The 26770-nt window shown below is 64.5% G+C and carries 21 protein-coding genes and 2 pseudogenes; 4 read left to right on the forward strand and 19 right to left on the reverse strand.

All coding sequences use genetic code 11. The annotated features are described in order from the left end of the window. Positions 1–197 precede the first annotated feature (197 nt). The 4 genes and pseudogenes from V5F66_RS08085 to V5F66_RS08100 form a co-directional block, all read right to left on the reverse strand. On the reverse strand, positions 198–2342 hold the full coding sequence (locus V5F66_RS08085; protein ID WP_092160947.1) for a ParB/RepB/Spo0J family partition protein: 2145 nt from the start codon (positions 2340–2342) through the stop codon (positions 198–200). Positions 2343–2517: 175 nt separating this feature from the next. Continuing rightward, entirely contained in the window at positions 2518–3711 is a 1194-nt protein-coding gene (locus V5F66_RS08090) for a DUF932 domain-containing protein (RefSeq protein ID WP_092161140.1), read from the reverse strand. 400 nt (positions 3712–4111) lie between these two features. Next, the gene (locus V5F66_RS08095) at positions 4112–4711 is read right to left on the reverse strand and encodes an IS5 family transposase (protein ID WP_175506927.1); all 600 of its coding nucleotides are present in this window, start codon (positions 4709–4711) and stop codon (positions 4112–4114) included. Between the two features lie 11 nt (positions 4712–4722). Further along, positions 4723–4923, reverse strand: a pseudogene (locus tag V5F66_RS08100) (hypothetical protein); the annotation flags it as partial. A 129-nt stretch (positions 4924–5052) separates the two neighbouring features. On the opposite strand from V5F66_RS08100, the gene V5F66_RS08105 reads away from it, so the two are divergent. The 3 genes from V5F66_RS08105 (at position 5053) to V5F66_RS08115 (ending at position 9726) form a co-directional block, all read left to right on the forward strand. Then, on the forward strand, positions 5053–6849 hold the full coding sequence (locus tag V5F66_RS08105) for an ATP-dependent nuclease (RefSeq protein ID WP_092160943.1): 1797 nt from the start codon (positions 5053–5055) through the stop codon (positions 6847–6849). 5 nt (positions 6850–6854) lie between these two features. Next, positions 6855–8561 carry a UvrD-helicase domain-containing protein gene (locus V5F66_RS08110; RefSeq protein WP_092160941.1) on the forward strand — a complete coding sequence of 569 codons (1707 nt, stop codon included), beginning with the start codon at positions 6855–6857 and terminating at the stop codon, positions 8559–8561. Positions 8562–8730: 169 nt separating this feature from the next. Further along, positions 8731–9726, forward strand: a complete 996-nt coding sequence (locus V5F66_RS08115; protein WP_394093751.1) for an RES family NAD+ phosphorylase — start codon at positions 8731–8733, stop codon at positions 9724–9726. Between the two features lie 939 nt (positions 9727–10665). Here the strand turns inward: V5F66_RS08115 and V5F66_RS08120 are convergent. The 10 genes and pseudogenes from V5F66_RS08120 to map all read right to left on the reverse strand — a co-directional run. Continuing rightward, positions 10666–11727 (reverse strand): annotated as a pseudogene (locus V5F66_RS08120) (nSTAND3 domain-containing NTPase); the annotation flags it as partial. Further along, a complete protein-coding gene (locus tag V5F66_RS08125; protein ID WP_092160933.1) occupies positions 11724–13772 on the reverse strand; it encodes an ATP-binding protein in 2049 nt (682 codons plus the stop codon). The pseudogene V5F66_RS08120 and the gene V5F66_RS08125, both read right to left, overlap by 4 nt. Further along, positions 13769–14299 (reverse strand): hypothetical protein, encoded by a 531-nt coding sequence (locus tag V5F66_RS08130; RefSeq protein WP_092160927.1) that lies wholly within the window; start codon positions 14297–14299, stop codon positions 13769–13771. The genes V5F66_RS08125 and V5F66_RS08130 overlap by 4 nt, the downstream gene beginning before the upstream one ends. Beyond that, entirely contained in the window at positions 14299–15618 is a 1320-nt protein-coding gene (locus tag V5F66_RS08135) for an SIR2 family protein (RefSeq protein WP_092160926.1), read from the reverse strand. The genes V5F66_RS08130 and V5F66_RS08135 overlap by 1 nt, the downstream gene beginning before the upstream one ends. Continuing rightward, positions 15615–15986 carry an XRE family transcriptional regulator gene (locus V5F66_RS08140; RefSeq protein ID WP_092160925.1) on the reverse strand — a complete coding sequence of 124 codons (372 nt, stop codon included), beginning with the start codon at positions 15984–15986 and terminating at the stop codon, positions 15615–15617. The genes V5F66_RS08135 and V5F66_RS08140 overlap by 4 nt, the downstream gene beginning before the upstream one ends. A gap of 4 nt (positions 15987–15990) precedes the next feature. Next, positions 15991–16356, reverse strand: a complete 366-nt coding sequence (locus V5F66_RS08145) for a type II toxin-antitoxin system RelE/ParE family toxin (protein WP_092160924.1) — start codon at positions 16354–16356, stop codon at positions 15991–15993. A gap of 43 nt (positions 16357–16399) precedes the next feature. Continuing rightward, complete coding sequence (locus V5F66_RS08150) at positions 16400–16816, reverse strand: thermonuclease family protein (RefSeq protein ID WP_092160923.1); 417 nt, start codon at positions 16814–16816, stop codon at positions 16400–16402. After that, positions 16813–18066 (reverse strand): tyrosine-type recombinase/integrase, encoded by a 1254-nt coding sequence (locus V5F66_RS08155; RefSeq protein WP_092160922.1) that lies wholly within the window; start codon positions 18064–18066, stop codon positions 16813–16815. Before V5F66_RS08155 ends, V5F66_RS08150 begins: the two co-directional genes overlap by 4 nt. 117 nt (positions 18067–18183) lie before the next feature. Next, the gene (locus V5F66_RS08160) at positions 18184–18822 is read right to left on the reverse strand and encodes a JAB domain-containing protein (RefSeq protein WP_394093613.1); all 639 of its coding nucleotides are present in this window, start codon (positions 18820–18822) and stop codon (positions 18184–18186) included. Positions 18823–18841: 19 nt separating this feature from the next. Then, entirely contained in the window at positions 18842–19669 is an 828-nt protein-coding gene (gene map, locus V5F66_RS08165; RefSeq protein WP_012115029.1) for a type I methionyl aminopeptidase, read from the reverse strand. A gap of 200 nt (positions 19670–19869) precedes the next feature. On the opposite strand from map, the gene mutL reads away from it, so the two are divergent. Continuing rightward, the gene (mutL, locus tag V5F66_RS08170) at positions 19870–21729 is read left to right on the forward strand and encodes a DNA mismatch repair endonuclease MutL (protein ID WP_394093614.1); all 1860 of its coding nucleotides are present in this window, start codon (positions 19870–19872) and stop codon (positions 21727–21729) included. Between the two features lie 281 nt (positions 21730–22010). Here the strand turns inward: mutL and V5F66_RS08175 are convergent, their stop codons facing one another. From V5F66_RS08175 to tolQ, 5 genes are all read right to left on the reverse strand, one after another. Next, entirely contained in the window at positions 22011–22799 is a 789-nt protein-coding gene (locus tag V5F66_RS08175) for an inositol monophosphatase family protein (RefSeq protein ID WP_012115031.1), read from the reverse strand. Between the two features lie 239 nt (positions 22800–23038). Continuing rightward, the gene (gene tolB / locus V5F66_RS08180) at positions 23039–24391 is read right to left on the reverse strand and encodes a Tol-Pal system beta propeller repeat protein TolB (protein WP_012115032.1); all 1353 of its coding nucleotides are present in this window, start codon (positions 24389–24391) and stop codon (positions 23039–23041) included. A gap of 80 nt (positions 24392–24471) precedes the next feature. Next, positions 24472–25425, reverse strand: coding sequence for a cell envelope biogenesis protein TolA (locus V5F66_RS08185; protein WP_394093615.1), 954 nt, complete (start codon positions 25423–25425; stop codon positions 24472–24474). A 7-nt stretch (positions 25426–25432) separates the two neighbouring features. Beyond that, positions 25433–25891: a protein TolR gene (tolR, locus tag V5F66_RS08190; protein WP_012115034.1), complete on the reverse strand. Its 459-nt coding sequence runs from the start codon at positions 25889–25891 to the stop codon at positions 25433–25435. Between the two features lie 3 nt (positions 25892–25894). After that, positions 25895–26719 (reverse strand): protein TolQ, encoded by an 825-nt coding sequence (tolQ, locus tag V5F66_RS08195; protein ID WP_012115035.1) that lies wholly within the window; start codon positions 26717–26719, stop codon positions 25895–25897. Positions 26720–26770 lie beyond the last annotated feature (51 nt).

The following is a 26770-nucleotide window of genomic DNA, read 5'->3' on the forward strand; positions in this document are numbered from 1 at the left end:
CCACGATAGGGTCGCGGACGGGCGTCTCATCGATGACGGTCACTCGCGAAACGAGGCCATCTTCGACCTCGACGTGGACCGGCACGAAATACTGGAAGACGACGCGCCGGATCGGCGCGGGGCTGGATTGCACCATGTGAACGCTCCTTCGATTTGGGGGAGAGGTGCGGAGCGGCCGAAGCCGCCCCGCGAGCCGCTTATTCGGCGGCGACGAGGCGACGTTCGTCGTCCTCGCCATCGGCAGGCGTTTCCGACTCGTCGTCGGCGCTGAGGAAGTCAGGCAGCTCGGCCCCCTCGGTTTCGCCGCCACCGTCCGCGTCCGATGCGGGATCGCCGTCAATGCCGGCAAGCCGAAGCGGCTCGGGCAGCCAACTGCTATCGGCCAGGAGACGCTCGGCCTCCTTTGCCATGTCGCCCTTTTTCAGATGACCGATCAGCTCGGCGGCTCGCTCGCCGGCGCCTTCGCGGACGGCTTCGAGGATGCGCGGCTTGGTGACACGGTTGAGGTAGTTGCCGAAGGTCGGGCGCCAGCCGGCTTCGACGATGTCGAGCCCGGTCGCCCGCGTCAGCCGGTCGGCCTGCGCAAGCCTCATGTCGAGCGTGTGCTGCGACACGCCGCCCGCGCTGTGCGGGTTCGGCCGCTCGTAGAGCGCGTTCACGCCATAGCTGACGCAATGCGCTACCAGAGCCATGCGGCTGGCATCGTCAAGCGCGGCGAGCCAGTTCCAGAGGGCGTCATCGTCCTTCGGGATGTCGGCGGCCCAGGCTTCGTGACGCTCCTGCACGGCCCGCGCGGAGGGGCTGTCCTTCAGCGTCTCGTCCTGAACCGGGAAGAAGACGTGCTTCACCCCGGCTTCCATGGCGCCCGTATACATGCGGGTCATGAAGTTGTCCGAGATCAGCTTGTGAAGAAGCGCCGTCATGGCGATGTGAGGGTTTTCCGCCACGGCGTTGCGCAGCGCGAGGGTTCGGTAGGCGGTCAGTTCGATCACGAGGCGTTCGGGCAGCGGCTTGATCCCGTCGTCCTCATCGTCGTCATCGGACTCGGCAGGTTGGCCGCCGATGGTGATGACGGCGCGTTGCACTGATGGGCGATCGGCGTCGACGGATTCGGTGTCCGTCTCCGATCCCTCCTCGCCATCGGTCCGGACCTGAGGGACATCCTCGGGCCGGACGAAGCCGCGATCGACCGAAAGCGATCCGTTGGCGTCGATGCTGACGAAGACGCCAGCGATGGCGATGTCTGCCGGCTCGAAGTGCTCGGGGCGATCGTCGAAGGCGGCCAGAGCCGTCTCGATCTCGCCCATACGCTCGTCGACCTGGTCGGGCAGTTCGTCGGCGTCTTGATATTCCGCTTCGAGCCTGGCCTGCTCGGCGGTGAGCGCGTCGATGGTCGCCTGTTCCTCGGCCGTCAGATCGATTGGCGTGCCGGGGATTTCCCGCAGACCGCGCACGGCGTCGTAGGGGAAACTGACCGCGACCTCGATCCACTTCCAGCCCTCGGCGGCGATCGCCTCGGCCTCGGCCTTCAGCTTCTCGGCGACGAGTCGATCGAGAAGCCCGACGTCCTGCAGCCAGCCGCCATCGTCGGCCTGGAACAGATCGCGCATGACGATCCCTCCGGCCGCCTCATAGGCTTCGGTGCCAAGGAAGACGGCGCGCTTGTCTGAGGCGCGCACCGTGGTTTCGGTCAGCATGCGCCGGATCTGATAGGGCTCCTTCGACCAGGCGTCCTTGATCGCGTCCCAGACCTGGGTCTGACGCTCGTGGTCGTCGGAGACGGTGAAAGCCATGAGCTGCTCCAGCGTCATGCCGTCGTCGGCATAGACGTCGTGCAGGGTGGGCGACACGGTTGCGAGGCGCAGCCGCTGCTTGACCACGTTGACGGGCACGAAGAATGCCGCGGCGATCTCCTCCTCGGTCATGCCCTTGGTCAGCATGTCGTGGAAGGCGCGAAACTGATCGAGCGGATGGAGCGCAGCGCGCTCGATGTTCTCGGCGAGCGACACCTCCTCGGGGAGGATGGCGCCGTCGCGATCGCGGACCACGCAGGGGACGGGCGCGACCTTGGCGAGACGCTTCTGCTTCACCAGCAGTTCGAGCGCGCGGAAGCGGCGGCCGCCGGCGGGCACCTCGAACATGCCGGTCTCGTTGCCTTCGGCGTCAACGACGGGGAAGACGCTGAGGCTCTGGATCAGGCCGCGACGAGCGATCGAGGCCGCGAGGTCCTCGATCGAGACACCGGCCTTCACGCGCCGGACGTTGGACTGGCTGAGCACCAGCTTGTTGAAGGGGATGTCGCGCGAGGACGACAGGATGATCTTCTGAACGGCAGTAGCCATCGGGATTTACTCCGCGACGGGCGGCCGAGAGACTCTCTCTCAACCTCCAACCCGTCACTGAGCGAAGCGCCGCCCTCTTCCTCTAAAGGGGGCAGCGCCACGGACCGGCGAACCAGAAAGGCACGGAAGCGCAAAGCCGGAGACATGGGAAACCGCATCCCCGGCTTCGCGGAAATCAGGCAGCTCGATCGAGCAGCTTCTTGGCCTTGCCCTCCATGTCGAGGCGGGCGTCCTGATGGGGCTTGTCGCGCGCGACGGCGGTGATGCCCTGCACGAAGTCGAAGACGGACTCAGGCGGACGGCCTTCCTCGGCCAGCACCCTGTCGATGATCTTGCCGGTCTCGGCCTTGGAGAAGCCGCGCCGACGCAGGAAGTCGGTGCGGTCCTCGTCCGTTCTGGCGACGATCCGTTCGCGGGCGGCCTTGATGCCGTTGACGAACGGCAGAGGCGAGGAGTTCGCGAAGTTCAGCAGCGCCGGGGCCGCCTCGTGCGCGAAGCGATTGGCTGCATATTTGGAGTGGCGGATGGTGATTTCCTCGAAATCTTCCACGCCCCACAAATTGCGATTCTGGCAAACCGCGCGGAGATAGAAGCTCGCCATGCCGAGCGTCTTGGCACCGACCTCGGAATTCCAGCAGTAGAAGCCGCGGAAATATAAGTCGGGCGAGCCGTCAGGCAGGCGGCCAGCTTCGATCGGATTCAGATCGTCGACCAGGAACAGGAAAACGTCACGGTCGGAGGCATAGAGCGTGGTCGTATCCTTGGTGATGTCGACGCGCGGATTGTAGATGCCGGTCGACCAGTCGAGCACGCCCGGGACCTTCCAGCGTGTGTCGCCTGTGCCGTTGCCGGCGATGCGCTGCACGGCCTCGACCAGTTCGTGGTCGAAGATCCGGCCATAATCCGGGCCGGTGACGGCGCGCAGTTCGACGCGGCCGTTGTCGGTTTCGAACGTCTTGATCTGCTCGGCCCGATTGGAGGTCAGGCCGTACTGCAGGTTGATGGCGGCAAGCGCGGCTGGGAGCTGCCGAAGATAGGCGGCGGGGGCGCCGACCAGGCTGGCGAGCTGACCGAAGGACCAGTGTGTTGGCGCGATTGCCGCATCCGTGCCCGGCAGGATCAGGGCCAGCCGCTCTGAATCGTTGCGGTTCGCCTCGACATGGATGAGCGCGCTCTCCACCACCCGCGTCCGGCTACGTTCGGTGCGGTCACGGACCGTGTGGGCCAACTCCGACAAGGAGAGGTAGCGCTCGTCGGCCGGACGCGAGAACCACTCCGACGAGACACGGCCGATCCGCTCGCCACGACCGACATCGACCTTGTAACCGCCGCTGGTGTCACGGCGTGCATCGAGGACCTGCATATTCATGGAACCAATCTCCATGACGGGCGTCGGAGACCTCTTCTCCAACCTTCAACCCGTCACAGAAAACCGATCCACGCTCTCACTCTCAGCAGGGCGTTGCGGGGCAGCCGCCCCGCAGAAGGGGTCGGCCGAGACGGCGGGCTCGGACGTAGGGGAAGGCTTTCCCCTCAAGGGACGGGTAGGCCCCGGCGTTGCCTCAAAAATAAGCCTATAATGCTCAAGGAGTGGTTCTGCGGCCGGGCGACTGGGCGCACTGGGTCTATCTGACGAAGCCTGAGAGCGAGTTGTTGCGCCCGTGCGCGGCGAGCGCGCCTAGCGTCGAAACGGTGCCGCCCTGCAGCGACGGCTGATTACAAGATTCGTTTGCTCGGCAAGCATCGAAACCTGTTCAATCTGCGGACACTTAGGTGGTGTGGACGGATTTGACCAAGGTGAATCCTGCTGCGAGAGCGACGATGGATGCGAAGTTACGCTTCGTCTTCTCGCAGCGTAGGGCTACCCGCTTGAAGCGTTTGAGCTTGCCGACGGCCTGCTCGATACGGGCGCGGCCCTTGTAAATGGCCTTTGCAAAGAAGCCGGGCCTGTCCTTCTCGTTGGCCTTGTGCGGAATGACCGGGATGATGCCGCGTGAACGCGCCGCCTGTCGGTTGGCCTTGCTGGCGTAGCCCTTGTCAGCGACCGCCGCACGCGGATCGACATCGGGGCCGAGCGCCAGCAGGATCGGGAAGTGCGGCGCATCGCCCTTCTCCCCTCCGGTCAGGTCGAAGGCGATGGGATGGCCGTCGAAGTCCGTCTTCAGGTGGATCTTGGTTGAGAAGCCGCCGCGCGAGCGACCGAGCGCCTGACCCTTTTGCCCCCTTTGGCGCCGGCTGCCGAGACATGGGCGCGCACGATGGTGCTGTCGAACATCTGCACCAGATGCGCCGACGACGACAGCGCGGCGAGGTGATCGAAGAAGGTCTCGAACACGCCGGCCTTGCTCAGCCGGTCGAAGCGTTTCCACACGCTGTTCCACTTGCCGAACCGTTCCGGCAGCGTTCGCCAGGTGATGTTGTGAACCGTGAAATAGTGCATCGCTTCGAGAAACAGACGGTCATCCCGACCCTTGTCACCACGGCGCGGCAGCGAGGCGCGAAACACCTCCAGCGCAACCGACCAATCCGCCTCATACATCTTCGTGGACATCGCCGACCTCCAAATCAGTCGGCTCTCCATGAATCAGACAAAGCGCGTCAGAGGAACCCTATCCGATCTTCGTGCGGCAATCCGTCCACACCGCCTAGGTCGAAGAGTGCTACTACATGAGTCCAAGAAATAGATACTAAAACATAGTGGGGGGTTGGGGTGAGAATTGTCCGCGTTCACGTAGAAAATTTTCGCGGCATAAAGCTCGCTGACATATATTTCGAGGGTACAACCGTCCTCCTAGGCGACAACAACACCGGGAAGTCGACAGTATTCGAGGCGATCGAACTGGCGATCGGAGCGGATCGGCTGGCGCGAACGCAAGCCATCGACGAGCATGACTTTTATGGCGGCGATTATCGCGCCGTAGAGAACCAGCCTCCTAAGATCATCGTGGTCGAGGTGGTGATCGCGGGCCTGGACGAACAGCACTGCACGAAGTTCCGGAACAATCTCGAATTTTGGCGCACGGCCGACCGATCGCTTTTGGGCGCGGGTACGGCCGGCGGTGCGGCGCAGGCCGGCACGGAGCCGGCCGTTCGCGTGCGGTTTGAAGGCGCCTATGATTCCGAGAACGACGAGTTCACCGCGAAGACGTGGTTTGCCGTTCCACGTCAGGAGGACGGCACGCCTATCAGCGAATGTCGCTCAGGGGACAAACGGGAGTTCGGATTTCTCCATCTTCGGGCACTTCGGACTGGAAACCGGGCACTGTCGATGGAACGCGGCTCCCTCCTCGATGTGATCCTGAAGACATATGAAGTCCGAACCCGCATGTGGGAGGGATTGCTCGGTCGCCTGCGCGGTCTCGATGTGGTGGGCGAGGAAGATGCTGAGTTCGGCCGGATACTGACCGCGATACGCGACGCGATGCGGGAGATCGTTCCGGGCGAATGGGCCGACGCGCCGCACCTGCGGGTCTCAGAGCTGACACGGGAAGATTTGCGGCGCGTTCTGAAGTCATTTTTGGCGACCGGTGTGCCGGGCTATGCGGCTCCGTTTCAGCACCAGGGATCGGGAACCATCAATGCGCTCGTGCTCGCGATGCTCGGGCTGATTGCCCAGCGCCGGAATGGACGGGTCATCTTCGCCATGGAGGAGCCCGAGCTTTCTCTGCCGCCGCATGTTCAGAAGCGTGTGGTGGACAAGGTGCGCGAGCTTGCAGCCCAGGCGCTGTTTACATCGCATTCGCCCTACGTCATCGAGCAATTCACGCCCGAGCAGATGACGGTCCTGACGCGCGATAACGCCGGGCTGCTAACCGCGACGAGCGTGGTTTTGCCCGATAATCTCAAGCTCAAGATTTTCAGAGACGGCTTCCGGACTCGCTTTTGCGAGGCGTTGCTGGCGCGCCGCGTCATCGTCGTGGAGGGTAAGACGGAACTGGTCGCCTACAGTGCTGTGGCGCGTCGAGCGGCTGAACTTGCCCCGGCGCAATACAAGCGGCTCGATGCACTTGGGTGGGTGCCCTTCGACGCGGGTGGCCAAACGGCGGTGGCACCGTTTGCAACTTTCTTTCGCGGCCTCGGCAAGACGGTGGCGACGATCTTCGATCAGCAGCAGCCGGAGGCTCGCGCAGCCATCGTGGCCGCGTGCCATGCGCCTTTCGAGCAGCCCTATGCGGGTTTCGAGCATATGCTTCAGGCCGAGGTTTCGCCTGCGATGCAGGCATGGTTCGTCCAGTGGTTTGCCGGCGCCGGCGAGTGGCCGCCCGCACTTGCCCATCTCATTCCACCGAACGGGTCACCGGAGGCGGCTTATCGCGCGCCGTTCCTATCTCTGTTCACGCACAAGAAAGGCGACGACTATCTCACCGTCTTTTTCGATCTCTGCCAGGTCGGGCATTTTCCGCAGACGATGCTGGGAATTTTGACGGCGTTGAAGAACATGGTCGTGCCGCCAATGCCACCAGTTCCGCAGCCGCCGGCGCCACAGCCGCCCGGCGTTTTCGGATAGCCGCGATGGTGTTGATGCTTTGCGATCAGCGGCGAAGGCTATTGGAAACTGAGGGCAGCATTCTCGTTCGCGGGGGTGCTGGATCGGGCAAGACGACGATTGCTCTCGCGAAGGCGTGCGCGGATTTGGCAGCGGGCCGGCTCGGCAACACCGGGAAAGCTTTGTTCCTGAGCTTTGCTCGCGCCACCGTCGCCCGGGTCGCGGAACAAGCGACCGCGACCATCCCGCGCGAACAGTTGGCCCGCATCGAGATCAACACCTATCACGGCTTTGCGTGGACGATCCTCAAGAGCCACGCCTACCTTCTCTGCGCGCGGCCCGGCGTCTCGCTCCTTCTTCCGGCTCAAGCGCGAGGGCGTCTCGCGGGTCTGGACGGGGCAGCTCGCTTGGCAAGGCAACGAGAGCTGTTCGATCAGGAGGGGTTGATCGCCTTCGATCTATTCCCCACGCTTTTGACCGAGTTGTTCGCGCAGGTGCCGCTCTTGGCGCAAGCCTACGCGCGGGCGTACCCGCTGATTATCGTCGACGAATTCCAGGATACGAACGCGGCTGAGTGGCAGATGGTCGCCCAGCTCGGTCAGCACAGTCGGCTGATCGCCTTGGGCGATCCGAAACAGCGCATCTATGATTTTAAGGGTGCCGATCCTCGGCGCTTCGATGAATTTATCGAAGCCTTCAGGCCAACGCAGTTCGATTTTTTGGGCGAAAATCGTCGCAGTCCTGGCACGCAAATCACGGACTTCGCTGACGACATGATCGACGGCGTCTTCAACGCGGTCGCCTACACGGGTGTTTCAATCTCCCGCTACGGTGGGCAAAGCCTCAGACCGTTGAAACAGGAAATTCTTCGTGCCGTCGGCCGGCTGCGTCGCGCAAACGAATGGTCTCTTGCGGTGCTCGTTCCGGCAAATGCACTGGCCGTTGGCGTCTTCGACTATATGGCTCGGGCCGATCATGGATTGCCGCGTTACCCCGTGGAGATCCTGGTCTCAGCGGAAGGCCCGATGCTCGCCGCCGCGATGATCGCGCTGCTGCTCGAACCGCGAGATCATCCCGACCACCTCGGTGCGCTGGTGCTTGATAGCCTCGCGGCCTTTGAGTTGGGACGCAACGAAACTGCGTCGGCCGGAGGGATTACCAAGGCCGCGCGCCTGCGGACGATTGCCCGGTCTTTGCGAGCGCAAGGTGATGCCGGGTTTGGCGCTCGCGGCATAGGGCCGGACGTGCGGGCACTGCTGGAGAGCGTCGCCGCGTATCCTCTCAGTGGAGATCCGATGACGGATTGGCGTTCGATACGCGCGATATTTGAGGCGAGCCCTCGCGCTGAGCTGCAGGCGGTCGCCAAAGAAGCTCGACACATGCGGCTGCTGCGCCGCGGAGCGCAGATCGAGAGCCGGTTCGCCGAGGCGTGGCGTGGTCACGGCGCTTATCGGGACGCGCGCGGCCTGTTGAGCGCAGCGGTGGTCGAGGATCAGTTCGCGGCGACGACGCGGCCCCATCACGGAGTGACCGTGATGACGATTCATAAGGCGAAGGGAAAAGAGTTCGACGAGGTGATCGTGTTTGAGGGAGCCTATCAACGCTATTTGCAACCGCGAGGGGCGGATGCAGAGCGATCAGCACGGTTCAACCTCCATGTGGCTGTTACGCGAGCGCGACGTGCGGTGACCATCATGACGCCGCAAGCGAACCCGTGCCCGCTTCTCCCATAGAATAGGATGTCAGGTGCTTAGTCAGGATGAAGTTGAAGAGCTGACGGCAAAGAAGCTGTGTTACCGATGCGTCGGAGAAGACTATCTCAGCGCGGAAATTCGGCGTGATGGTAAGCGTCGCAAGTGCTCGTACTGCGACAGGACGGCTAAGTCATACTTGATTGGGGAGATGGCGGAGCGCGTCGAAGCCGCGTTCGATCAGCATTACGCTCGAACATCCGATCAGCCGACGTCGTGGCAGCAAACAATGCTCAGCGACAGGGAGTCCGAGTACGAGTGGGATCGCGACGGTGAGCAGACCGTCGATGCGGTCATGAACTCGGCCGACATGCCCGAAGCGGCTGCGGAGGACATCCAGCAGATCCTCGAGGACAAGTTCGATGATTTCGACTCTGCCGCCCTGGGTGAGGAAACCGAATTTTCCAGCGATGCATATTACGAGCAGAAGGGAACGAGCGACCAAGCCTGGCAGGAGGAATGGCGCTCGTTCGAGAAGTCGCTGAAAACAGAAGCACGCTTCTTCAGCAGAGCCGCGGCATCCCACTTGGCGGCGATCTTCAACGGAATAGACGTCTTGCGCAGCCGCGATGGTCGCCCGCTTGTCGTCGATGCTGGCCCGGGCACGAGCTTCAGCTCGGTCTATCGCGCCAGGGTCTTCCAGTCCGATGATAAGCTGGAGGCCGCGCTTTGCCGGCCGGATCAGCAGCTCGGGTCTCCTCCGGCGTTCTTGGCTAGCGCGGGGCGCATGAACGCCCGCGGCATATCGGTTTTCTACGGTGCCAATGATCCAACGGCGGCGATTGCTGAAGTCCGCCCGCCGGTTGGAAGCCAGGTGGCCGTGGCGCAGTTCGAGATCATCCGGCCGCTGAAGCTGCTCGACCTGACCGCCCTGAGCGCGGTCAGCGACGGCGGCAGCGTGTTCGATCCCGAGCTTGCCGGACGATTGGAGCGCGCAATGTTTCTGCGCTCTCTCAGCCAGCGGATTACGCGACCAGTCAACCGAACGCTTCACGTGGTCGCGCGCATCGTCGATGAAGGCCGTGGCGTCGGCGTCGACACCGATCGCCTCAACGTGGTCAAGCACACCGAGAAGCTTCTTGAAATGACTGTCAGGCTCTTCGTCCAGATCAGCGTCTGCGGCGATCTCGTCGATGCGATCTTCTAGCGACGGCAAAATCGTTGCCCGCAGCGCCAGCCCGAGGCCGACGAGGCGCAGCGGCGGGATGAGCGCGAGCATTTCTTCTTCGTCGAAGAAGGAGACGTCGAGGTCTGTGAGCGCAGCAGATTCAAGCTTTTCGGCCGCTTCCGAACGCAGATCATCGGGTAACACACCGAGATGATGGGCTCGGGCGCGAGCGGCAAGTCGGGGGTCGTTGCCGGCCACGTCGGTTTGCCAGCAGGACCGCCGAAGCAGACCGGGAGACTGCTGAATCGCCTTTCCAAACACGGCCTCGCTGGCACGGTAGGACAGAAAGTGGAACAGCATCCAGTTGCGATGCAATTCATCGGGGGTGCGGCCGAGCCTTGCGACCAAGGCGTCGTCGAGAGTGGTCGGGATGATGAGCGCGTCTCGAATAAGGGGCGAGCCCTCGCAGGTGAAGCTGCTGAGGATGGTGTCGATTGTCGCGCCTCGTATGAGCGCCGCCATCATGTGTGGCTTCTGCCGCAGAATCTCGGTCAGGGCGTCGGAAATCGTGGGATGTGCAAAGGTCCAATTCGCGCCGGAGAGTTTCAGGAAAGAGCCTTTTAGCTCAGTGAAACAATCCTGGATCTTGGTGAGAGTGTAGCCAGTCAGCTCAGCGACCGCTTGGGCGGCCGAAGCATCATGGTCGCTGGGATCGAACCCGGTCTGGTGAACATAAACGAGTATGAGCGCGGCTTGCAGCTGATCGTCCAGGGCGTTGACGGTATCGATCAGATGCTCTGTCGGCTCCTCCATAAAGCGAACGAGCGAACTCTCGCGCGGCGCCAGGCCCTTGGTAAAGTTCGGGTCGCCAAGACGCTCGGCTATGCCGGGGAGGAAGTCGCGAACGGCAGCGACCGCGGCGAGGTGGGGCTTGACGCTCGAACGCCAGCTTTGGCTCTGCTCGCCGAAATTCAAATGATTGTAGAGGATCTGCGCCTTCTCCTCAAAGGTCGGTTCGCCGACATCGACCACGGCGCTGCCATCAGCGAACTGGGCAAGGTTGCGCTGCCCGAGCCGCCGTCGCGCCGCCTCGTAGATGTGCTTGCGGGAGGTCAGGAGAAAACGGTTACCGTGCTTGATCGCCGCCCTCAGCTTCGAGAAGGCCGAAGTCCAGTCCTGCACGTAATCGTCGCGCAGCACATTCGAGCCAAAGGCGTCGTCGATCCAGAAGAAGCGGCCCGGGTCGTTTGGATTCCAGCCGGCCTCGAAATCGCGAGGACTGGTCAAAGCGAGGACTGTGTTGTCGGGATTTTCCGAAGCGATTGTCGAGATGATGGCACCAATCGCCGATTTACCGCTGGACGGGTTACCGAGCAGCAGCACCACGCCATGGTTGGAAATCGCGTTGATCGCGTCGCGATGGGCCTGCGTCGGAACATAGGTACGAAGCTTCGGAATCCAGCTGTCGAGCAGCGCACGACTCTGTTCGCTAAGCCTTTCGTCGACGATCGATGTTAGATCCCCTAGGCCGTAGACCTGCGGGACGAGCGCGCGCAGGCGCGCGCTGCTTCTGATGACCCGAACGATATACTGGCGGCCGAGAATGTGCGGCTTGCGTACACCGAGCGCGCGAAGCCTGGCGCGCATGGCGGCCGCGACGGGTGCGTCCACGCTCATATTGGTCATGAAGGCATAGGTGTCGGCCTGGCCGGCCTTGACCAATTCCTCGACGTTACCGATCTCGGTGGAGAGGTCGCTGGCCTTCAGGGCCTTTGCGGCCTCCGATGTATGCTTGCACTGCACCGTGCCGATCGGCGGGGCGTCGCTTCCCGAGGAGATGAGGAAGACCGCGTCCTGGCCACCGTCCTGGGCTTCGCGGAAGATTTCCACGGGCCGGCCCAGCACGACTTCGCATACCTGCGAGCAAAGATCCTGAAACGCGCGCCAGCCGATGGTATGAAGCGCCAGGTCGCTCCAAGGGCCGTGCGCTTGACGCTCGCGCGATGCCGGAGGTTCGATTTGCGCGCTCTCGGCCTTCATGCAGTGACAACACCACGTAGAACACCGACCGGCATTGGATGGATTTCTTGGTCAATGACAACGCTTGTGGCGCCGAGCGGACCAAGGTCGATATCGAAACGCCGGCCTCCCTCCGTCGCGGTGCTAACCAAGCGCCGGCACAGCAGATCGGCCAGCGCAGGGTCCTCGACGGCGCAGATGATCTGGCGCCCATCCAAGCGGAGAGCGGCGAGCACTTCGACCAAGTGAAGCGCCCGGAAATCATCGATATGTTGAACGGGATCGTCGAGGAGGAGAGACCTGAGTGGCGTCCAAGCGCGCGCAAGATGGACTGAGAGAAGGAAGGCCAAACCTGCTGCGCGGCGCTGGCCGCTGCTGAAGACAAATTGCGGGTTCAGGCCGTCTCCGACCTTGAGGCTGAGAAATCGACGGACGTCGCCGCGGATGCTGTAATCGATCGTCCGCCAGTCGGCATGCGGTCGCAGGCGCTGATAAAGTTCGTTGAGTAGCGGACTGATCTGAGCGAGCCGTTCATCAATGATTTCCGCGCTCACGCGCCTAACCGAGCGTTCGATCTCACGAGCTGCTGTGACGGCGTTCTGCGACTGGCTTACCGCTCCGGCCAGTTTCTCTATTTCAGCTCGCAGAGCCGAGATGTTGCTTTCGATCGACGACATCCGCGAGACCGCTTGAGACGCTTCCAGGACCAGAAGCGCGCGCTCAAGATCAATGAAACGGTCGCGTTCGACAGAGATGGCCTGCTCCAGCCCGTCAGGATCTTGGATGAAGCGGTGATCGAGCCCCCACTGCGTGTAGAAACCGACATGCGCGGCTTCCTGGTCGCGCAACTGGCGCAACTCGTCTGCATGACCTTCGACTACAGCGGCCGCTGCCTTGAAGGCCAAGCTGGGTTGCTGTGCGTTCTCCTTCGCGGCCGCGAGAGCATCGCGGGCTCCCTGAACGCCCGACGCCAGCGAAATAATGCGGGACCGGGCTGCGGCTAGACCTGCTGCGAACTCATCCAACGTCCGGTGGGCCGCACAAAGTGGGCAATGATCGTCGTGCAATCCGAGGCGCTCACCGTGCTCTACGAGAATGCTCAGAGAGGCCGCGATCGCGTCAACCTCTTCCTCACGGCCGAGGCGCTGTTCGGCATCCGAAACGGTGTTCTGGGCGGACTCGTGGTCGCGCTGGGCAGTCTCATGCGCAACCGATGCGGCCTCGCGTTCGGCAAGCGCCTCCGGTGCGTTAAAGGCGGCCTGTGTCGCTGCGACTTCACGACCGAGTTGAAGCGCTTCCCCCATCCGGGCCAACCGGGCGCGTGCGTTCGCCAACGCATTTCGACCTGCGATCAGGCGAGCACTCAGCTCGGGGGGCGCATCTGGGGCCGCTGTGGCGATCACCTGAATTGCGGCGGAGACATCACCTGACCGGCTCAGTGCGGCTTGCGTCTCCGACTGCTGCGTAAGCCTGTCGGCCAGCCGCGTGCGAGCATTGTCATAGGCGGCTTCATCCTTGGCGTGGGCAGCTTCGGCGGCCGCCACGACTTCCTTTGCTCTGCTGCCCGCTTCGGAGCCTTCCACTGCGCCGAGTGCCGATCGGACGAGATCGAACCTCTCCGTTTCGGTAAGGTCCAGGCTGAGCGCCGCGATCCATTCGTCGCGGATGATCGACGTCCGGGTGAGCTGACGAAGCGCGTCGTCCGGCGCAGGACCGCGGCAAAGCGCAGCTTTGATCTCCTCTGGCGAACGATCGGAGCCGGACTCCCGAGTCCGCTTGATAGTGAATGGTTTCCCGTCATCGTCGATAAACGAAGCCGTAACATAATGGGCTTTGGGCACACCTTCGCCACGCCACCAGAGATAATCGCTGAGGCTCTCTTTCGCGGCTTTCTCGACGGCGTATTTGTCGATGGAGCCGGTGATCGCAAATTCGACTGCATCGCATAGCGTGCTCTTGCCCACGCCGTTGCGGCCGGTGATGACGGTGAAGCCACGACCGAAGTTGATTCGGACGAGATCCCTAAATCCGCGAAAACCGCATATTTCGATGAAATCGAGCCTCACGAAGTCGCTCCCAATATGCGAGCGACCTCTGCGGACGACGTGTCATTGAGGAACGCCGTGACGGCGTCCGCCGGAATATCTTTGAGCCGGGTGCGAAGTCTCGTCTCGAAGTTAGACGCGCCGAGCAGTGGCTTCGAGCGGATCGAGAGCAACGGCAGCAGCGCCTTTTCGACGTCTTCCGTTGTCGTGATCGAGGCTCTAGCGATCTTTCGCGTGAGAGAAAAATCCTCTTCGATTCGCTCGATCTCTCGTCCGCGGCGCGGATCCTGATCGGGGGTCAGCAAGACCGAATAGACGTTCCAGGCCTTTGCTCCGGCGCCGCGCAACGAAGCGGCATGGCGTGCAAGAGCAACCTGTTGATTTGCTTTCCAGCCACCGAGGAGCGCGTCCGCGGTGTCGAAGACATGGACAAATCCCATCAGCGCCGCGTTCTCGAAGCAGGTTACGGGACCTGCGGAGCCGGCCCATGTCCATGTCTCGTACTGGGCGTCGCGTAGGACGATTTCGGCTTGTATAAAGATGTCCATTAGATGCCCAGCGCGCCTCTTGCCCCTTGGAGGTCGAACCATTCGCCCGCCGCGTCAGGGCGAATGACGTCGCCTGCGCGCCCGCTGCGAACCACGTTGTCCGGGACGCCCAAGTCGGTCGCACCGACCGCAACAACAATGTCCGACTGCATCGCAGCGGGCGGTTCAACAAACTTTCCCCGCAGCGTCCCGAGGATGGACTGCGTCCCGTTGATGACGCGAATGCTTCGACCGTTTAGCTCATAGCCATCGGCGCGTTGTACGGCTCCAGCCTGGCGCAGCAGCAGATGAAAAAAGCCCAGCGCCTCGGGACTGCCGGGGCGCAGCAGCTTCGCCGGCTCCGCCGCCGGAACGCCTTCCGCATCTCGCCTGAGGCCATACAGCGCCTCGCTGTCGAAATCCCCGATTTCAAGCCATGCCGGATCGCAATCGACGCCGGTCGCTTGCTCGAAGGCCGCCCGTCCAGCGTCGAGGACTTGGCGCAGATAGTTTGATGAGAACGCGCGGCGAAGCTCGTCCAAGGCCACGGCTCCCGACTCCTGGACATGCTCAAAGGTCACGTTTTGCGCGTGCGCTATCTGCCAAAGCTGCGGCGCCTTCTGCTCGAGCGCGTTTGTCGCCGAGAGATCGATGACCGTTACAGACAGAGGCTGCACGTCTATCAGGGCTTCGCCGATTACGGCGTTAAGATATTCCCAATCCGACCAGAACCCGACGACGAGAAGATCCTTATGCCGAAGGTTCGCTGCCATCCACACCTTGCTTCGGGCAATGCGGGCGGAAATCGTCGGATCGTCGAGCTGCGACGTCGCCCAGACGGTGGATGGCCTGTCGCGGTGGGAGCAACCATGGAATTTCAGCAAGGGTGCCTGACGAATGGCGTCGCCAATGGCCTCGTCGCCGTCGAGCGAGCCGCGAAAGTCAGCGCCATAGTCCCATGCGCGACGTTCGATCAAAGTGTCGTAATTGCTCGATATGCCGGCGACGGCGGCGCGGGTGATAAGGAAGTCCGCTATCGCGGCGTGCCCTGTGTTGGAAGGGCGCACGAAAGCAGGCCAAGGCACCAGATGTTCGATGAAGACCGACTGCAGGGTGCTCAGGCCGGCAAAGTGCTCAGCGAGAGCCTCAAGATTATCCCGAAGAACAAGGTCGCAGGTCGGGTCCGATTCAAGACGGTATTTGTCGAAACAGCGCTCGGCGACCGCGCGCGCTGACGGCAGGCTGCTCGGTGGCGCCATTGACAGCCCAGCACCGCAGACAACCAGCAGGCGGCCCGCATTCATGGAAGCTAGAAGCCGAGCGATCGTCTGAGGAGTCAAGCAATCCTCCGTCGAGGCCCAGCCCTGCGACCAGACGCTTTCGTGGTCGGCTGAGCGAGATCGCCTAAATGTTCGATCCGCACCGGAGGCCGGGCCGGTAGCTTCACCGTTAGTTCGAGCTTCCCGCCAATCGCCTCGACGTAGCTACGCAGCGTCGAGAGATACATATCCGCCTGGTTCTCGATCTTGGAAACGGAAGGTTGTTTGATGTTGAGGGCCGTTGCGACATCTTCCTGGGCCTTGCCGGCGATCTGCCGCAATTCGCGGAGTCCTTCGACCTCCTGCCGAAGCTCGTCATAGCGCGCTTCAATCTGCTCCTGCTGGTCGCGGGGCAGGGAAGCAATGACCTCATCGAGGCTCCGTCCCATAGGATCATCCTTTCTTCGCAGATTTCAGGTTTCCCAAATGATCGGAAAACCGGCTGTCCGCCTTTGCGATAAGCTGCTTGTAGAAGCGCTTCTGGCTGCCGCCCGATTTGTCTCCCGCGACGAGAAGAATAGCCTTCCGTTCGGGATCGAAGGCGAAGGCAGCACGCCATTCGCCATCGGCAGCCGAGAAACGCATCTCCTTCATGTTAGCGTGTTTCGAGCCTTTGAGCGTGTCGGCATAGGGCCGACCGAGCTGCGGGCCGTATTCGCCCAGCAGCTTCGCGACCGCCAGCAATTCGGTCTGGACCTCGCGCTCGAAAGCCAGAAACTCCGCCTCGAAGGCATTATGGAGTCTGACGTTCCAAGTCATATAGCCTCCAAGCTATATCGAGTCAATGGTGAGATGGATCGCATCAGTTGCCGCCCTCGGCTACGCCGGCCTGACGCAGCAGGTCGCCAAGACTGGCTCCGCTGATCCGGCAGCGCGCGATAACGCGGTCAAAGGACCGGACACGGCCGCCGTGCCCGTGCTCGGATGCGCATATGACTTCGCGCTGTAGGGCCAGGCGTTCGAGCGCCGCCTTGGCCGCAGGACCGCCGGGAGTGTGTAGTTCCGGGGCATTGAAATCGGCGAGGCGGACTTCAATCCACTCATTGGGGTCCGCCGTTCGCCCGACACAGAGGCCGTCGCCATCTCCCACATATCGGACGATGCCGGAGAACTGGACGCCTGCCCGCGTGGGGAGAGTGCCTTCGCACGGATCTGCGTGGGCCGGGGCGGCGTAGCCGAGCGTGGCGGCGGCGGCCAGCACGAGAAGCCGACCGCTCACGCTGCCTTCTTCAAGGCGCCGTCGCCTTTCTTCTTTGCCAGCATCGCGCGGACGAATTTGTCCCACTTCGCCATGCCGGCCCGCTTCTCGGGCATGTAGTTCCAGCGGTCGTAGTTCTTGGAGCTGACGTCCTGAAGCGCGTGGTTCTGGAGACGGTCGCGGATTTCCTTCGAGACGCCCGCCTTGCCCGCCAAGGTCTTGAAGGTGCGGCGGAGATCGCGGTTCGTCACATAGGGGATGACGCCGCGATCGCGCTGGCGCCACATGAACGAGTAAAGCGTGCCATGGCTGACCGGCTTCGACGGATCCGTCGCGGATGGGAAGAACCAGCCATATTCGTTCACGTTGATGGCTTCGAGCAACTCGGCGGCGAGCGACGGCACTGGGACGGCATGCGGCTGAAGGTTCTTGGTCTTTGACCAGTCGATGATCCGCTCCTTGGCATCCCATTGGTCGATGTGGAGGCGAGCGATTTCCTGGACCCGCTGGCCGGTCAGCATGAGAATGCGAACGGCGCGGGTGTAGGGCGGGTGGATGGGCGTGTCGGGGCTTTCCAGCCAGCGATAGAGACGGACGAACTCGTCCTCGTCGAGCCAGCGCGTGCCCTGGACCTTGGGTTCGGTCGGAATGCCTGTGGCCGGATTGAAGGGAATTCGGAAACGGCGTGGCGAAGTGTTCCGATAGTCGTTGTCGGACTTCATGCCCCAGCCAAAGGCTGCGTGAATATAGCCGCGGACGTGGTCGGCCATCGCCCGTGCCCCACGGTCGTAGATTGGTCGGATCACCTCGACGATCTCATCGGGCTCGATCTCGCGAGCGAGACGGTTGCGGCCAAGCGTGTCGGCGATCTTGTTCAGGCCTTTTTCCGTTTCCTTCCACGACGGCTTGCCTGCGCTCTTGAGCGAGGCGACATAGCCCTCGAACAGGTCGGCGACAGTTCCGGGCCGCGTATCGGTCGCGATCCTGATGCTCCGGCCCTTCTGGATGACGTCGGCATAGTCGCGCTTGAAGATCGCGCGCGCTTCGACGAGGGGCATGGATGGATAGGCGCCGATCTTCTTTTTGGCGCGCTTGCCGTCGCGCCATTGCTGCGCCATCCAGTCGGCGGTCACGCGCTTGGGCATGGGCTTCAGGACGAGGACGAGCCGTCCGGTCCCGCGCCCTTCGCCGTCGGCGAGGTTTTCTTGCTTCTGGCTCGCTTCGACCCGCTTCAACGCATGTCGGATCGCGGTATCGGTCAGGCTTGGCATCACGTTTCTCCTGTCCCGCAACTGGGATCGGTCAAGGAGAAACGGGGATCGTTTGCTGGGGGCGGAATGCCGTTTCTTACCCCTTAAACCGCCCCCAATTTGCCAAAACCGCCCCCACTACGCAAGACCAAAAATACGCGAATTTCCTAGTGATTCAGCGTGCTTGTGCGTGATCCAACGTGATCGATTTGAGCGAGTGGGATGGTTGTGGCAAAGGATGACGGCGGAGGCGGAGACCTCCAGCGCCCGCTTCACCACCTCGCGCGGATAGACCGGGGCGTGGTCCACGGTGCCGGTCTGCAGCACTTCGTCGGCGATGAGCTGGTTGCGCTTGTCGAGGAACAGCACGCGCACCTGCTCGCGGTCCGCATAGGCCATGGCGGTGCGGCAATAGTCGATGACCGCGCTCCAGGATGACAGCACCGGCCGGCGCTTCACCTGCCCCTTGGCCAGTCGCTGGGCCGCCGCCTCCACCACCTTCAGCTCGGTGATGATGGCGTCCTTCACGCCCGCCACTTCGGCCAGAAGCCCGGGGGGCGCTGCCACCACCTCGGCGAAGGAGCCGAAGCGGTCCACCAGCGCCTTGGCCAAGGGCTTCACGTCCCGCCGCGGCACGGCGCGGAACAACACCAGCTCCAGCAGCTCATAGTCCGCGAGGGCCTGCGCCCCGGCCTCACGGAAGCGCGCGCGGAGACGGTCGCGGTGCCCATGGAAATGGGGCGCTTCGTTCAGGCCGTCTTCCGGCGCCTCGGCCATAAGCGTGTCCGGCTCTTCCTCAGGCGGAGATGTAGGGCGGCTGGTGATAGCCCTTGGGGCTCAGAGTGAAGATCTCGACGCCGGTTTCGGTCACGCCCACCGCGTGCTCGAACTGAGCCGAGAGGGAACGGTCGCGGGTGACGGCGGTCCAGCCGTCGGACAGCACCTTCACGTGGGGGCGGCCCAGGTTGATCATGGGCTCCACCGTGAAGATCATGCCCGGCACCAATTTCGGCCCTTCGCCGCGGCGCCCCACATGCACGATGTTGGGCTCGTCGTGGAACACCTGGCCCACGCCATGGCCACAGAAGTCGCGCACCACGCTCATGTGCTGCGGCTCCACGAAGTCCTGGATGGCTGCTCCGATGTCGCCCACATGGCCGCCGGGGCGGATGGCGGCGATGCCGAGCATCATGGCGTCATAGGTCACTTCCAGCAGCCGCTCGGCCCGGCGGGGGATGGCGCCCACGGGATACATGCGGCTCGAATCGCCGTACCAGCCATCGAGCACCAGCGTCACGTCCACGTTGACGATGTCGCCCTCGCGCAGCGGGCGGGCGTTGGGCATGCCGTGGCACACCACATGGTTCACCGAGGTGCACACGCTGAAGCGGTAGCCGCGATACATCAGGGTCGCCGGATAGGCGCCGTGATCCATGGCGAACTCATAGATCAGCCGGTCGATGGCGTCGGTGGTGACGCCCGGCGCAACCATGTCCGCCACGGCGTCGAGCGCCTGCGCGGTGAGCTGCCCGGCCTTGCGCATGCCCGCGAAGCCTTCCGGCCCATAGAGCTTGATATGGCCGGTCTTGCGCAGCGGCGCGTTGGCCGCCTCAACATAATTCATGGGTCACGCCTTCAAGGCTGCGCCTTTCGCGCCGCCGCTCACGAAATTTCTCTTCCTACAGATTTAGGCCAAGCGGCCGGCAAAGCAAGCTTCGCTCTGTTTCTGGCGGAGAAAGCGCTTTCGGCAGCATGGTGCCGCCGGCTTCGCGCGGCCGCCGCAGGGCCTTAAGATCGCCGATCCCGAATCGTAGCCAAGCCGCCATGCTCATCCGCCGCCTGCCTCCCGTGCTCATCGACCGCATCGCCGCCGGCGAGGTGGTGGAGCGGCCGGCTGCCGTGGTGAAGGAGCTGGTGGAGAACGCGCTGGATGCCGGCGCCCGCGCCATCGAGGTGGTGATCCAGGGCGGCGGCCGGCGCCTGGTGCGGGTCAGCGACGACGGCAGCGGCATGGGGCCGGACGATCTCGCCCTGTGCGTGGAACGCCACGCCACCTCCAAGCTCGCCGGCGAAGACCTGCTGTCCATCTCCACCCTCGGCTTCCGGGGCGAGGCGCTGCCGTCCATCGGATCGGTGGCGCATCTTGCCATCGCCAGCCGGCCGAGGGATGCCGCCCACGCCTTCGAGGTGCGGGTGGATGGCGGGGTCGTTACGCCGCCGCGCCCGGCCGCTCTGGGCGGCGGGACGCGGGTTGAGGTGCGGGACCTGTTCTATGCGACGCCCGCCCGCCTGAAGTTCCTGAAATCCGACCGGGCCGAGGGCGCGGCGGCGGCGGACGTGGTGCGCCGGCTGGCGCTGGCGCGGCCGGATGTGGCCTTCACCCTGGTCACCGACGAGCGCGCAGCGGTGATCTTCCCGGCCCGCGCGGACGATGCGGACGGCCGCGCCGCGCGCCTCGCCGACGTGCTGGGGGCGGAGGCGGGGCGCAACGTGGTGGCTGTCAACGGCATCCGCGACAACGTGGTGCTGGAGGGCCTCGCCGGCCTCCCCACCTTCTCCAAGGCCAATTCGCTCAGCCAATACCTGTTCGTGAACGGCCGCCCGGTGCGCGACAAGCTGCTGATGGGCGCCGTGCGCGCGGCCTATGCGGACCTGTTGCCGTCGGATCGCTATCCGGTGCTGGCGCTGTTCATCAGCCTCGATCCGCGCGATGTGGACGTGAACGTGCACCCGGCGAAGACCGAGGTCCGGTTTCGCGACGGCGGCAATGTGCGGGCCCTCATCGTGCGCACCCTGTCCGACGCGCTGGGCGCACGCATCCCCTCGACCGCCGGCACCATGGCCGACCGGCTGGTGGCGCTGGCCCGTACGCCCGAGCTGGGGCCGCGGGCCGCATTCGCGCCTGCCGCTCCGTTCGCGACCCCCGGCGGCGGGGCCTTCGCCGGCTTCCGGCCGGCGCCGGCCCTTGATTATGACTGGCGCCAGTCGCCCGCCCGGCCGATGCCATCCGGGCTGGGCGAGGAGGAGCAGGCGCGCCTCGACATCGCCGAGCCTTCGGCCGACGCGCGCGCCGATGCAGCGCCCGTCTCCGCCGTCGACCTCGACCGGCCGCTGGGCGCGGCGCGAGCGCAGCTGCACGAGACCTATATCGTCGCCCAAACCCGGGAAGGGCTAGTCCTGGTGGATCAGCACGCCGCCCACGAGCGGCTGGTCTATGAGAAGCTGAAGGCGGCGCTGGCCCGCGACGGCGTCGGCCGGCAGGGCCTGCTGATCCCGGCGGTGGTGGATCTCGACCCCGCCGATGCCGACCGCCTCACCGAGCGCGCCGGCGATCTCGCGGCGCTGGGGCTGGTGCTGGAGAGCTTCGGTCCCGGCGCGGTGCTGGTGCGGGAAGTGCCGGCCCTGCTGAAGGATGCCGATGTGACCCGCCTCGTCACCGACCTTGCCGAGCATGCGGCCGAATGGGACGACGCCTTGCCGCTGGAGCGGCGCCTGCTCCATGTGGCCGCCACCATGGCCTGCCATGGCTCCGTCCGCGCGGGGCGCCGCCTGAAGGTGGAGGAGATGAACGCTTTGCTGCGCGAGATGGAGGAGACCCCCAACGCCGGCGAGTGCAACCACGGCCGGCCGACCTTCGTCACCCTGTCGCTGAAGGACGTGGAGAAGCTGTTCGCCCGGCGGTGAGGGGGCTAAGTCCACGTTGGAAAATTCAAAAGCGTATAACCGCGATCTCCCCCGATCATACCCGGGCTTGTCCCGGGCATCCACGCCGAACGGCTTGTGATCACTTTCGAACGTTGATCCCAGCCTCCCCGCGTGGATGGCCGGGACAAGCCCGGCCATGACGACGACAATTCGGCTGCGAGGGCTACCAGCGCCAGCTCGGCGAATTTTCAAGTGGCCCAAACGACAATGCCCGGCGCGGAGCCGGGCATGACGTGGCAGGACCTCGGGAAGGGTGCGGCTCAGGCGCTCTTCAGCAGGCGCATGAGGTCGGAGCGGATGATCTCGTTGCCGGCGATGACGGAGCCCTTGTCGAGCATCTTGTCGCCGTCCGACAGGTCGGTGACGATGCCGCCCGCCTCGCGCACCATCACGATGCCCGCCGCCATGTCCCACGCCGAGAGATCGCGTTCCCAGAAAGCGTCGAAGCGGCCCGAGGCCACCCAGGCAAGATCGATGGCGGCGGAGCCGGTGCGGCGCAGGCCGGAGACCTGTCCCTGCACCTTTTCCAGCTCGCGGTTGAACTTGGCGTGGTCGCCCCGGCCCATGTGCGGCAGGCCACAGCACACTACGCTGTCGGCGAGCTTCTTGCGGCCGGCGACCCGCAGGCGCCGGTCGTTGAGATAGGCGCCCTGGCCAGCTTCGGCCACGTAAAGCTCGTCCATCACCGGATTGAAGATGACGCCCGCCACCGGCACCCCGTTGCGCACCAGTGCCAGGGAGATGGAGAAGATCGGGATGCCGTGCAGGAAGTTGGTGGTGCCGTCGAGGGGGTCCACCACCCACACGTTGGAGGTGTCGGCGCCTTCCACCGCGCCGCTCTCCTCCATGAGGAAGCTGTAGGTGGGCCGCACCCGCAGCAACTCGGCGTGGAGGGTCTCCTCCGACTTGCGGTCAGCGGCGGAGACGAAGTCGCCCGGCCCCTTCATGGATACCTGAAGCTGCTCCACCTCGCCGAAGTCGCGGGCGAGCGCCCGGCCGGCCTTGCGGACGGCCTGGACCATGACGGTGATGAGCGGCGTGCGGATCATGAGGAGACCTGAAATTCGGGCCGCGGCCGGCGCGCGTGTCGCCGGGGCCTGCGGCCGGGGAAAGGGTTGGGTGAGCGTGTGCCCGCCTGCGGCGTGGCCGTCAAGCGGCGGGGCGGCGGGGCTGCCTTGCGTGCGTCATGGCTCAGGCGCCTTCGGCCACCCCGCCGGCGGGCGTTCGTCCCCAATGCCCTCCACTCTCCGAGGTGGGAGAAGCTGCGGAAGGGCGCAGGCCGCCGTCCTCAGGAGCGCAGGGGCGACCAGGCGGGGTCAGAGGCATAGCTCGGGGTGGGCACGCGCTGCTCGTTGTAGCCGGTCACGTCCACCGAATAGAGCGACGGCCCGGAGGCGCCGCCGGGATCGCGGAAGAACATGATGACGCGGCCGTTGGGCGCGAACGTCGGCCCCTCGTTGTGGTAGCCCTCGGTGAGCACGCGCTCGCCCGAGCCGTCGGTGCGCATCACGCCGATGGCGAAGCGGCCTTCGGCCTGGCGGGTGTAGGCGATCCAGTCGCCCTTGGGCGACCATACCGGGGTCGAATAACGCGCATTGCCAAAGGAGATGCGCCGCGCACCGGAGCCGTCGGCATTCATCACATAGATCTGCGAGGTGCCGCCGCGATCGCTCTCGAAGCAGATCTGCCGGCCGTCCGGCGAATAGCAGGGCGCGGTGTCGATGGCCGCGGTGTCGGTGAGGCGGGTGGTAGCGCGCGAGCGCAGGTCCATGACGAAGATGTTGGAATTACCGCCCTGCTGCAGGCTCATGATCACCCGCTGCCCGTCCGGGGCGAAGCGTGGCGAGAAGCTCATGCCCGGGAAGTTGCCGACGATCTCGCGCTGGCCGGTCTCGATGTTCAGAAGGAACACCTTGGGGTCACCCGCCCCATAGGACATGTAGGTGATTTCCTGGCTGGTGGGCGAGAAGCGCGGGGTGAGCACGAGGCCGTCGCCGCGCGACAGATAGCTCACGTTGGCGCCGTCCTGGTCCATGATGGCGAGGCGCTTGACCCGCCGCTCCTTCGGGCCGCTCTCGTCCACGAACACGATGCGGGTGTCGAAATAGCCCTTCTCGCCGGTCATCTTCTCATAGATGGCGTCGGCGATGATGTGGGCGATGCGGCGCCAGTTGTCGGGCTGGGCGACGAACTGCTGGGCGGCGAGCTGCTGGCCGGCGAACACGTCCCACAGGCGGAACACCACCTGGAAGCGCCCGTCCGCCTGCCGGGTGACACGGCCGGTGAGCAGCGCCTGGGCATTGATGACGCGCCAGTCCTGGAAGCGCGGCGTATCGGGATTGGTGATCTGCTCCACGAACGCCTTGGGATCGATGGGCGCGAACAGGCCCGAGCGCCGCAGGTCGGCGGTGATGACGCCGGAAATGTTGCGGCCAATCTCGACCTCGCCGAGCAGGTCGGTGATGGCGATTGGGATGGGCTTGAAGGCACCGGGGGTGAGGTCGATGCGCGGCTGCGCGGCACCCGCCGGGCCAGTGCCCAGCCCCGCACCGAGGCCGGCGAGGCTCGCGGCGGCAAGTCCGGTCTTGATGAATGCCCGGCGTCCCATCCCGAGCATGGCCGGCCGTCCGAACCCGTTCATTTATATCCCTCGTTTTCCATGCGCTGCGCCGCGCGCCATCATCTGGATCAGAAGCCGGAGGGCTTCGCCCGGACGCGGCATCAGCGGCTGAACAGCTTGTCGTTGAGCGTGATCGGAAGCGTCTTCCAGTTGGCATAGGTTTCCGGGCGGAACATCTTGTACGGCTGGCAGGCCATGATCGCCCGGATGCCGTTCATGGCGTAGGCCTGGAACGCCGGCTGGCCGGAGCCCGACTGACCCGGCTCGATCTGCGGCGTGCCCGCGACCGTGCCGTCCTTGTTGAGGTAGATGTTCACGTCCACCCGGATGTTGCGGTCGAGATTGCCGCCGTCCGTGGACCAGCACTCCATCACCCGGCGCCGGAAGGCGTCGATCTCGCTGGCGGTCAGCTGCTGGCCCTCACCACGCGGCGAGCCCAGCGAGGAGGTGGTGGACACCTGCTCGGCGCTCGCCACCTGGCGCGACGGCGCGCGCTTGTCCAGCAGTTGCTTGATCTGGTCGGTGTTGAACTCGCTCGGCGGGGCGTTCGCCTCCACGGGCTTGGGCTGTTCCTTCGGCGGCGCCGGCTTGCGCGGGGGCAAAGGCGCGGCGGCGGCCTCGGTCTTCGCCTCGTCCTTCGGCTGCTCCTGCTTCTTCTGCTCGGGCTTGGGCGCCAGTTCCGCCTGTTCCTTGGGCGGGGAGGGCTCCACCTTGGCGGGCGCGGCGTCCTTCGGCAGCGGCTCCACCTTGGGGGGAGGCGGCGGCGGGGGAGGGGGCGGGGCGGTGGCTTCCACCGGCGCCTTCTCGCTCGCCTTCAGCTTGGCATCCTCGACCGGGGTGGGATCGCCCACCTTCTCGGCAACCTGCTTGGGCTTGTCGAGCTTCTGCCCGTTGCGGGCGCCCTTGGTGAGCTTGGTGTATTCGGAGATGGAGACCACATCCACCGGCAGCGATTCCGGCATGGGCTCAAACGGCTTCGCCCCGGTGAAGGACACCAGGGTCAGAACCAGGACGCCCGCATGCAGGAGCGTCGATGCCGCAAGCCCCGCGCGCATCGGCCCGTCAGCCTCCCTGTTCCACTTCGGTGACGAGAGCCACCTTCTTGAAGCCCGCGCCCGACAGGCGCCCCATGACCCGCATGATCGCCCCGTAGTTCGCCTTCTTGTCGCCGCGCACGAAGATGCGCTCGTCAAAGCCGCCGCGCGCCTGGGTCACCGCTTGCAACTTCGAGACCAGATCCTCGTACTTGATCTCGCTGTCGCCGAGGAAGATCTGGCCGTTTTCCTTCACCGAGAGGGTGATGGGTTCCTTGTTGTCCTGGTTCACCGCATTGGCCTGCGTCTGCGGCAGGTCGATGGGCACGCCCACGGTGAGCAGCGGCGCCGCCACCATGAAGATGATGAGCAGCACCAGCATGACGTCCACCATGGGCGTCACGTTGATCTCGGCCATCACGGGCGGCGCGCGACGGCGCGAACGCCGGCTCTGCCATCCTGCCGCTCCGCCTCCCGCCATGCCCATGGATCAGCCCCGCTCGTCGATCTGGCGCGAGAGGATTGCGGAGAACTCGTCCGCGAATCCCTCCAGCCGCTGGGCCTGACGCCCGGTCTGGGAAATGAACTTGTTGTAGAAAATCGTCGCGGGGATGGCCGCAATGAGGCCCATCGCAGTCGCGAACAGGGCTTCTGCGATGCCCGGCGCCACAACCGCCAGCGAGGTGTTCTTGGAGGCGGCGATGGACTGGAACGAGGTCATGATGCCCCACACCGTGCCGAACAGGCCGATAAAGGGCCCCGCCGAGCCCACGGTGGCGAGCACCAGCAGGCGCGATTCCAGCCGCTCCACCTCGCGGGCGATGGTCACGTTCATCACCTTGTCGAGGCGCTGGTTAAGGCCGGCGAACGAGCGGGCGCTGCCCTCATAGGTGCGCTTCCACTCCCGCATGGCGGCGACGAAGATGGCGGCCATGCCCTGGTTCGAGCGCCCGGCCAGGGTGCGGTACAGGTCCTCCAGGCTCTGGCCGGACCAAAACACCTGCTCGAAGCGGTCCATCTCGCGCTTGTTGCGGGAGAACAGCATCCACTTGTCGATGATGATGGCCCACACCCAGATGGATGAGGTGATGAGGCCGATCATCACCAGCTTCACGACGAAATGGGCCTGCAGGAACAGGCCGAGGAAGGAGATGTCGGCCGAGGGCGCCGCCAGCGGGGCCTGGGAGAGGTCCTGCGCGAAGCTCGCCGTGGGCAGCCACAGGGCCGCAGTGAAGACCGCAGCGAGGCCCGCCGCAGCCAGCGGCGCGGAAAGGAGGCGGGACACGATGCCGGGACGGCGTGTCAAATCAGTCATTCTCGGCTCCGCTGCCCCTCCCGTGCGGAAGAGGTGCTTCTGCGCTCGGGT

It is taken from the genome of Xanthobacter versatilis (assembly GCF_043193975.1).
Taxonomy (GTDB): domain Bacteria; phylum Pseudomonadota; class Alphaproteobacteria; order Rhizobiales; family Xanthobacteraceae; genus Xanthobacter; species Xanthobacter autotrophicus_E.

What these genes read in the sequence shown, in the direction of transcription:
- V5F66_RS08175 (WP_012115031.1), bottom strand. Translation starts at nt 22,799, where the DNA reads ATGATCCGCACGCCGCTCATCACCGTCATGGTCCAGGCCGTCCGCAAG.
- V5F66_RS08160 (WP_394093613.1), bottom strand. Translation starts at nt 18,822, where the DNA reads ATGGCCGAGGCGCCGGAAGACGGCCTGAACGAAGCGCCCCATTTCCAT.
- map (WP_012115029.1), bottom strand. Translation starts at nt 19,669, where the DNA reads ATGAATTATGTTGAGGCGGCCAACGCGCCGCTGCGCAAGACCGGCCAT.
- V5F66_RS08115 (WP_394093751.1), top strand. Translation starts at nt 8,731, where the DNA reads ATGGCGGAGCGCGTCGAAGCCGCGTTCGATCAGCATTACGCTCGAACA.
- V5F66_RS08155 (WP_092160922.1), bottom strand. Translation starts at nt 18,066, where the DNA reads ATGCCAAGCCTGACCGATACCGCGATCCGACATGCGTTGAAGCGGGTC.
- V5F66_RS08090 (WP_092161140.1), bottom strand. Translation starts at nt 3,711, where the DNA reads ATGAATATGCAGGTCCTCGATGCACGCCGTGACACCAGCGGCGGTTAC.
- tolQ (WP_012115035.1), bottom strand. Translation starts at nt 26,719, where the DNA reads ATGACTGATTTGACACGCCGTCCCGGCATCGTGTCCCGCCTCCTTTCC.
- tolB (WP_012115032.1), bottom strand. Translation starts at nt 24,391, where the DNA reads ATGAACGGGTTCGGACGGCCGGCCATGCTCGGGATGGGACGCCGGGCA.
- V5F66_RS08185 (WP_394093615.1), bottom strand. Translation starts at nt 25,425, where the DNA reads ATGCGCGCGGGGCTTGCGGCATCGACGCTCCTGCATGCGGGCGTCCTG.
- V5F66_RS08110 (WP_092160941.1), top strand. Translation starts at nt 6,855, where the DNA reads ATGGTGTTGATGCTTTGCGATCAGCGGCGAAGGCTATTGGAAACTGAG.
- V5F66_RS08085 (WP_092160947.1), bottom strand. Translation starts at nt 2,342, where the DNA reads ATGGCTACTGCCGTTCAGAAGATCATCCTGTCGTCCTCGCGCGACATC.
- tolR (WP_012115034.1), bottom strand. Translation starts at nt 25,891, where the DNA reads ATGGGCATGGCGGGAGGCGGAGCGGCAGGATGGCAGAGCCGGCGTTCG.
- V5F66_RS08130 (WP_092160927.1), bottom strand. Translation starts at nt 14,299, where the DNA reads ATGGACATCTTTATACAAGCCGAAATCGTCCTACGCGACGCCCAGTAC.
- V5F66_RS08140 (WP_092160925.1), bottom strand. Translation starts at nt 15,986, where the DNA reads ATGGGACGGAGCCTCGATGAGGTCATTGCTTCCCTGCCCCGCGACCAG.
- mutL (WP_394093614.1), top strand. Translation starts at nt 19,870, where the DNA reads ATGCTCATCCGCCGCCTGCCTCCCGTGCTCATCGACCGCATCGCCGCC.
- V5F66_RS08145 (WP_092160924.1), bottom strand. Translation starts at nt 16,356, where the DNA reads ATGACTTGGAACGTCAGACTCCATAATGCCTTCGAGGCGGAGTTTCTG.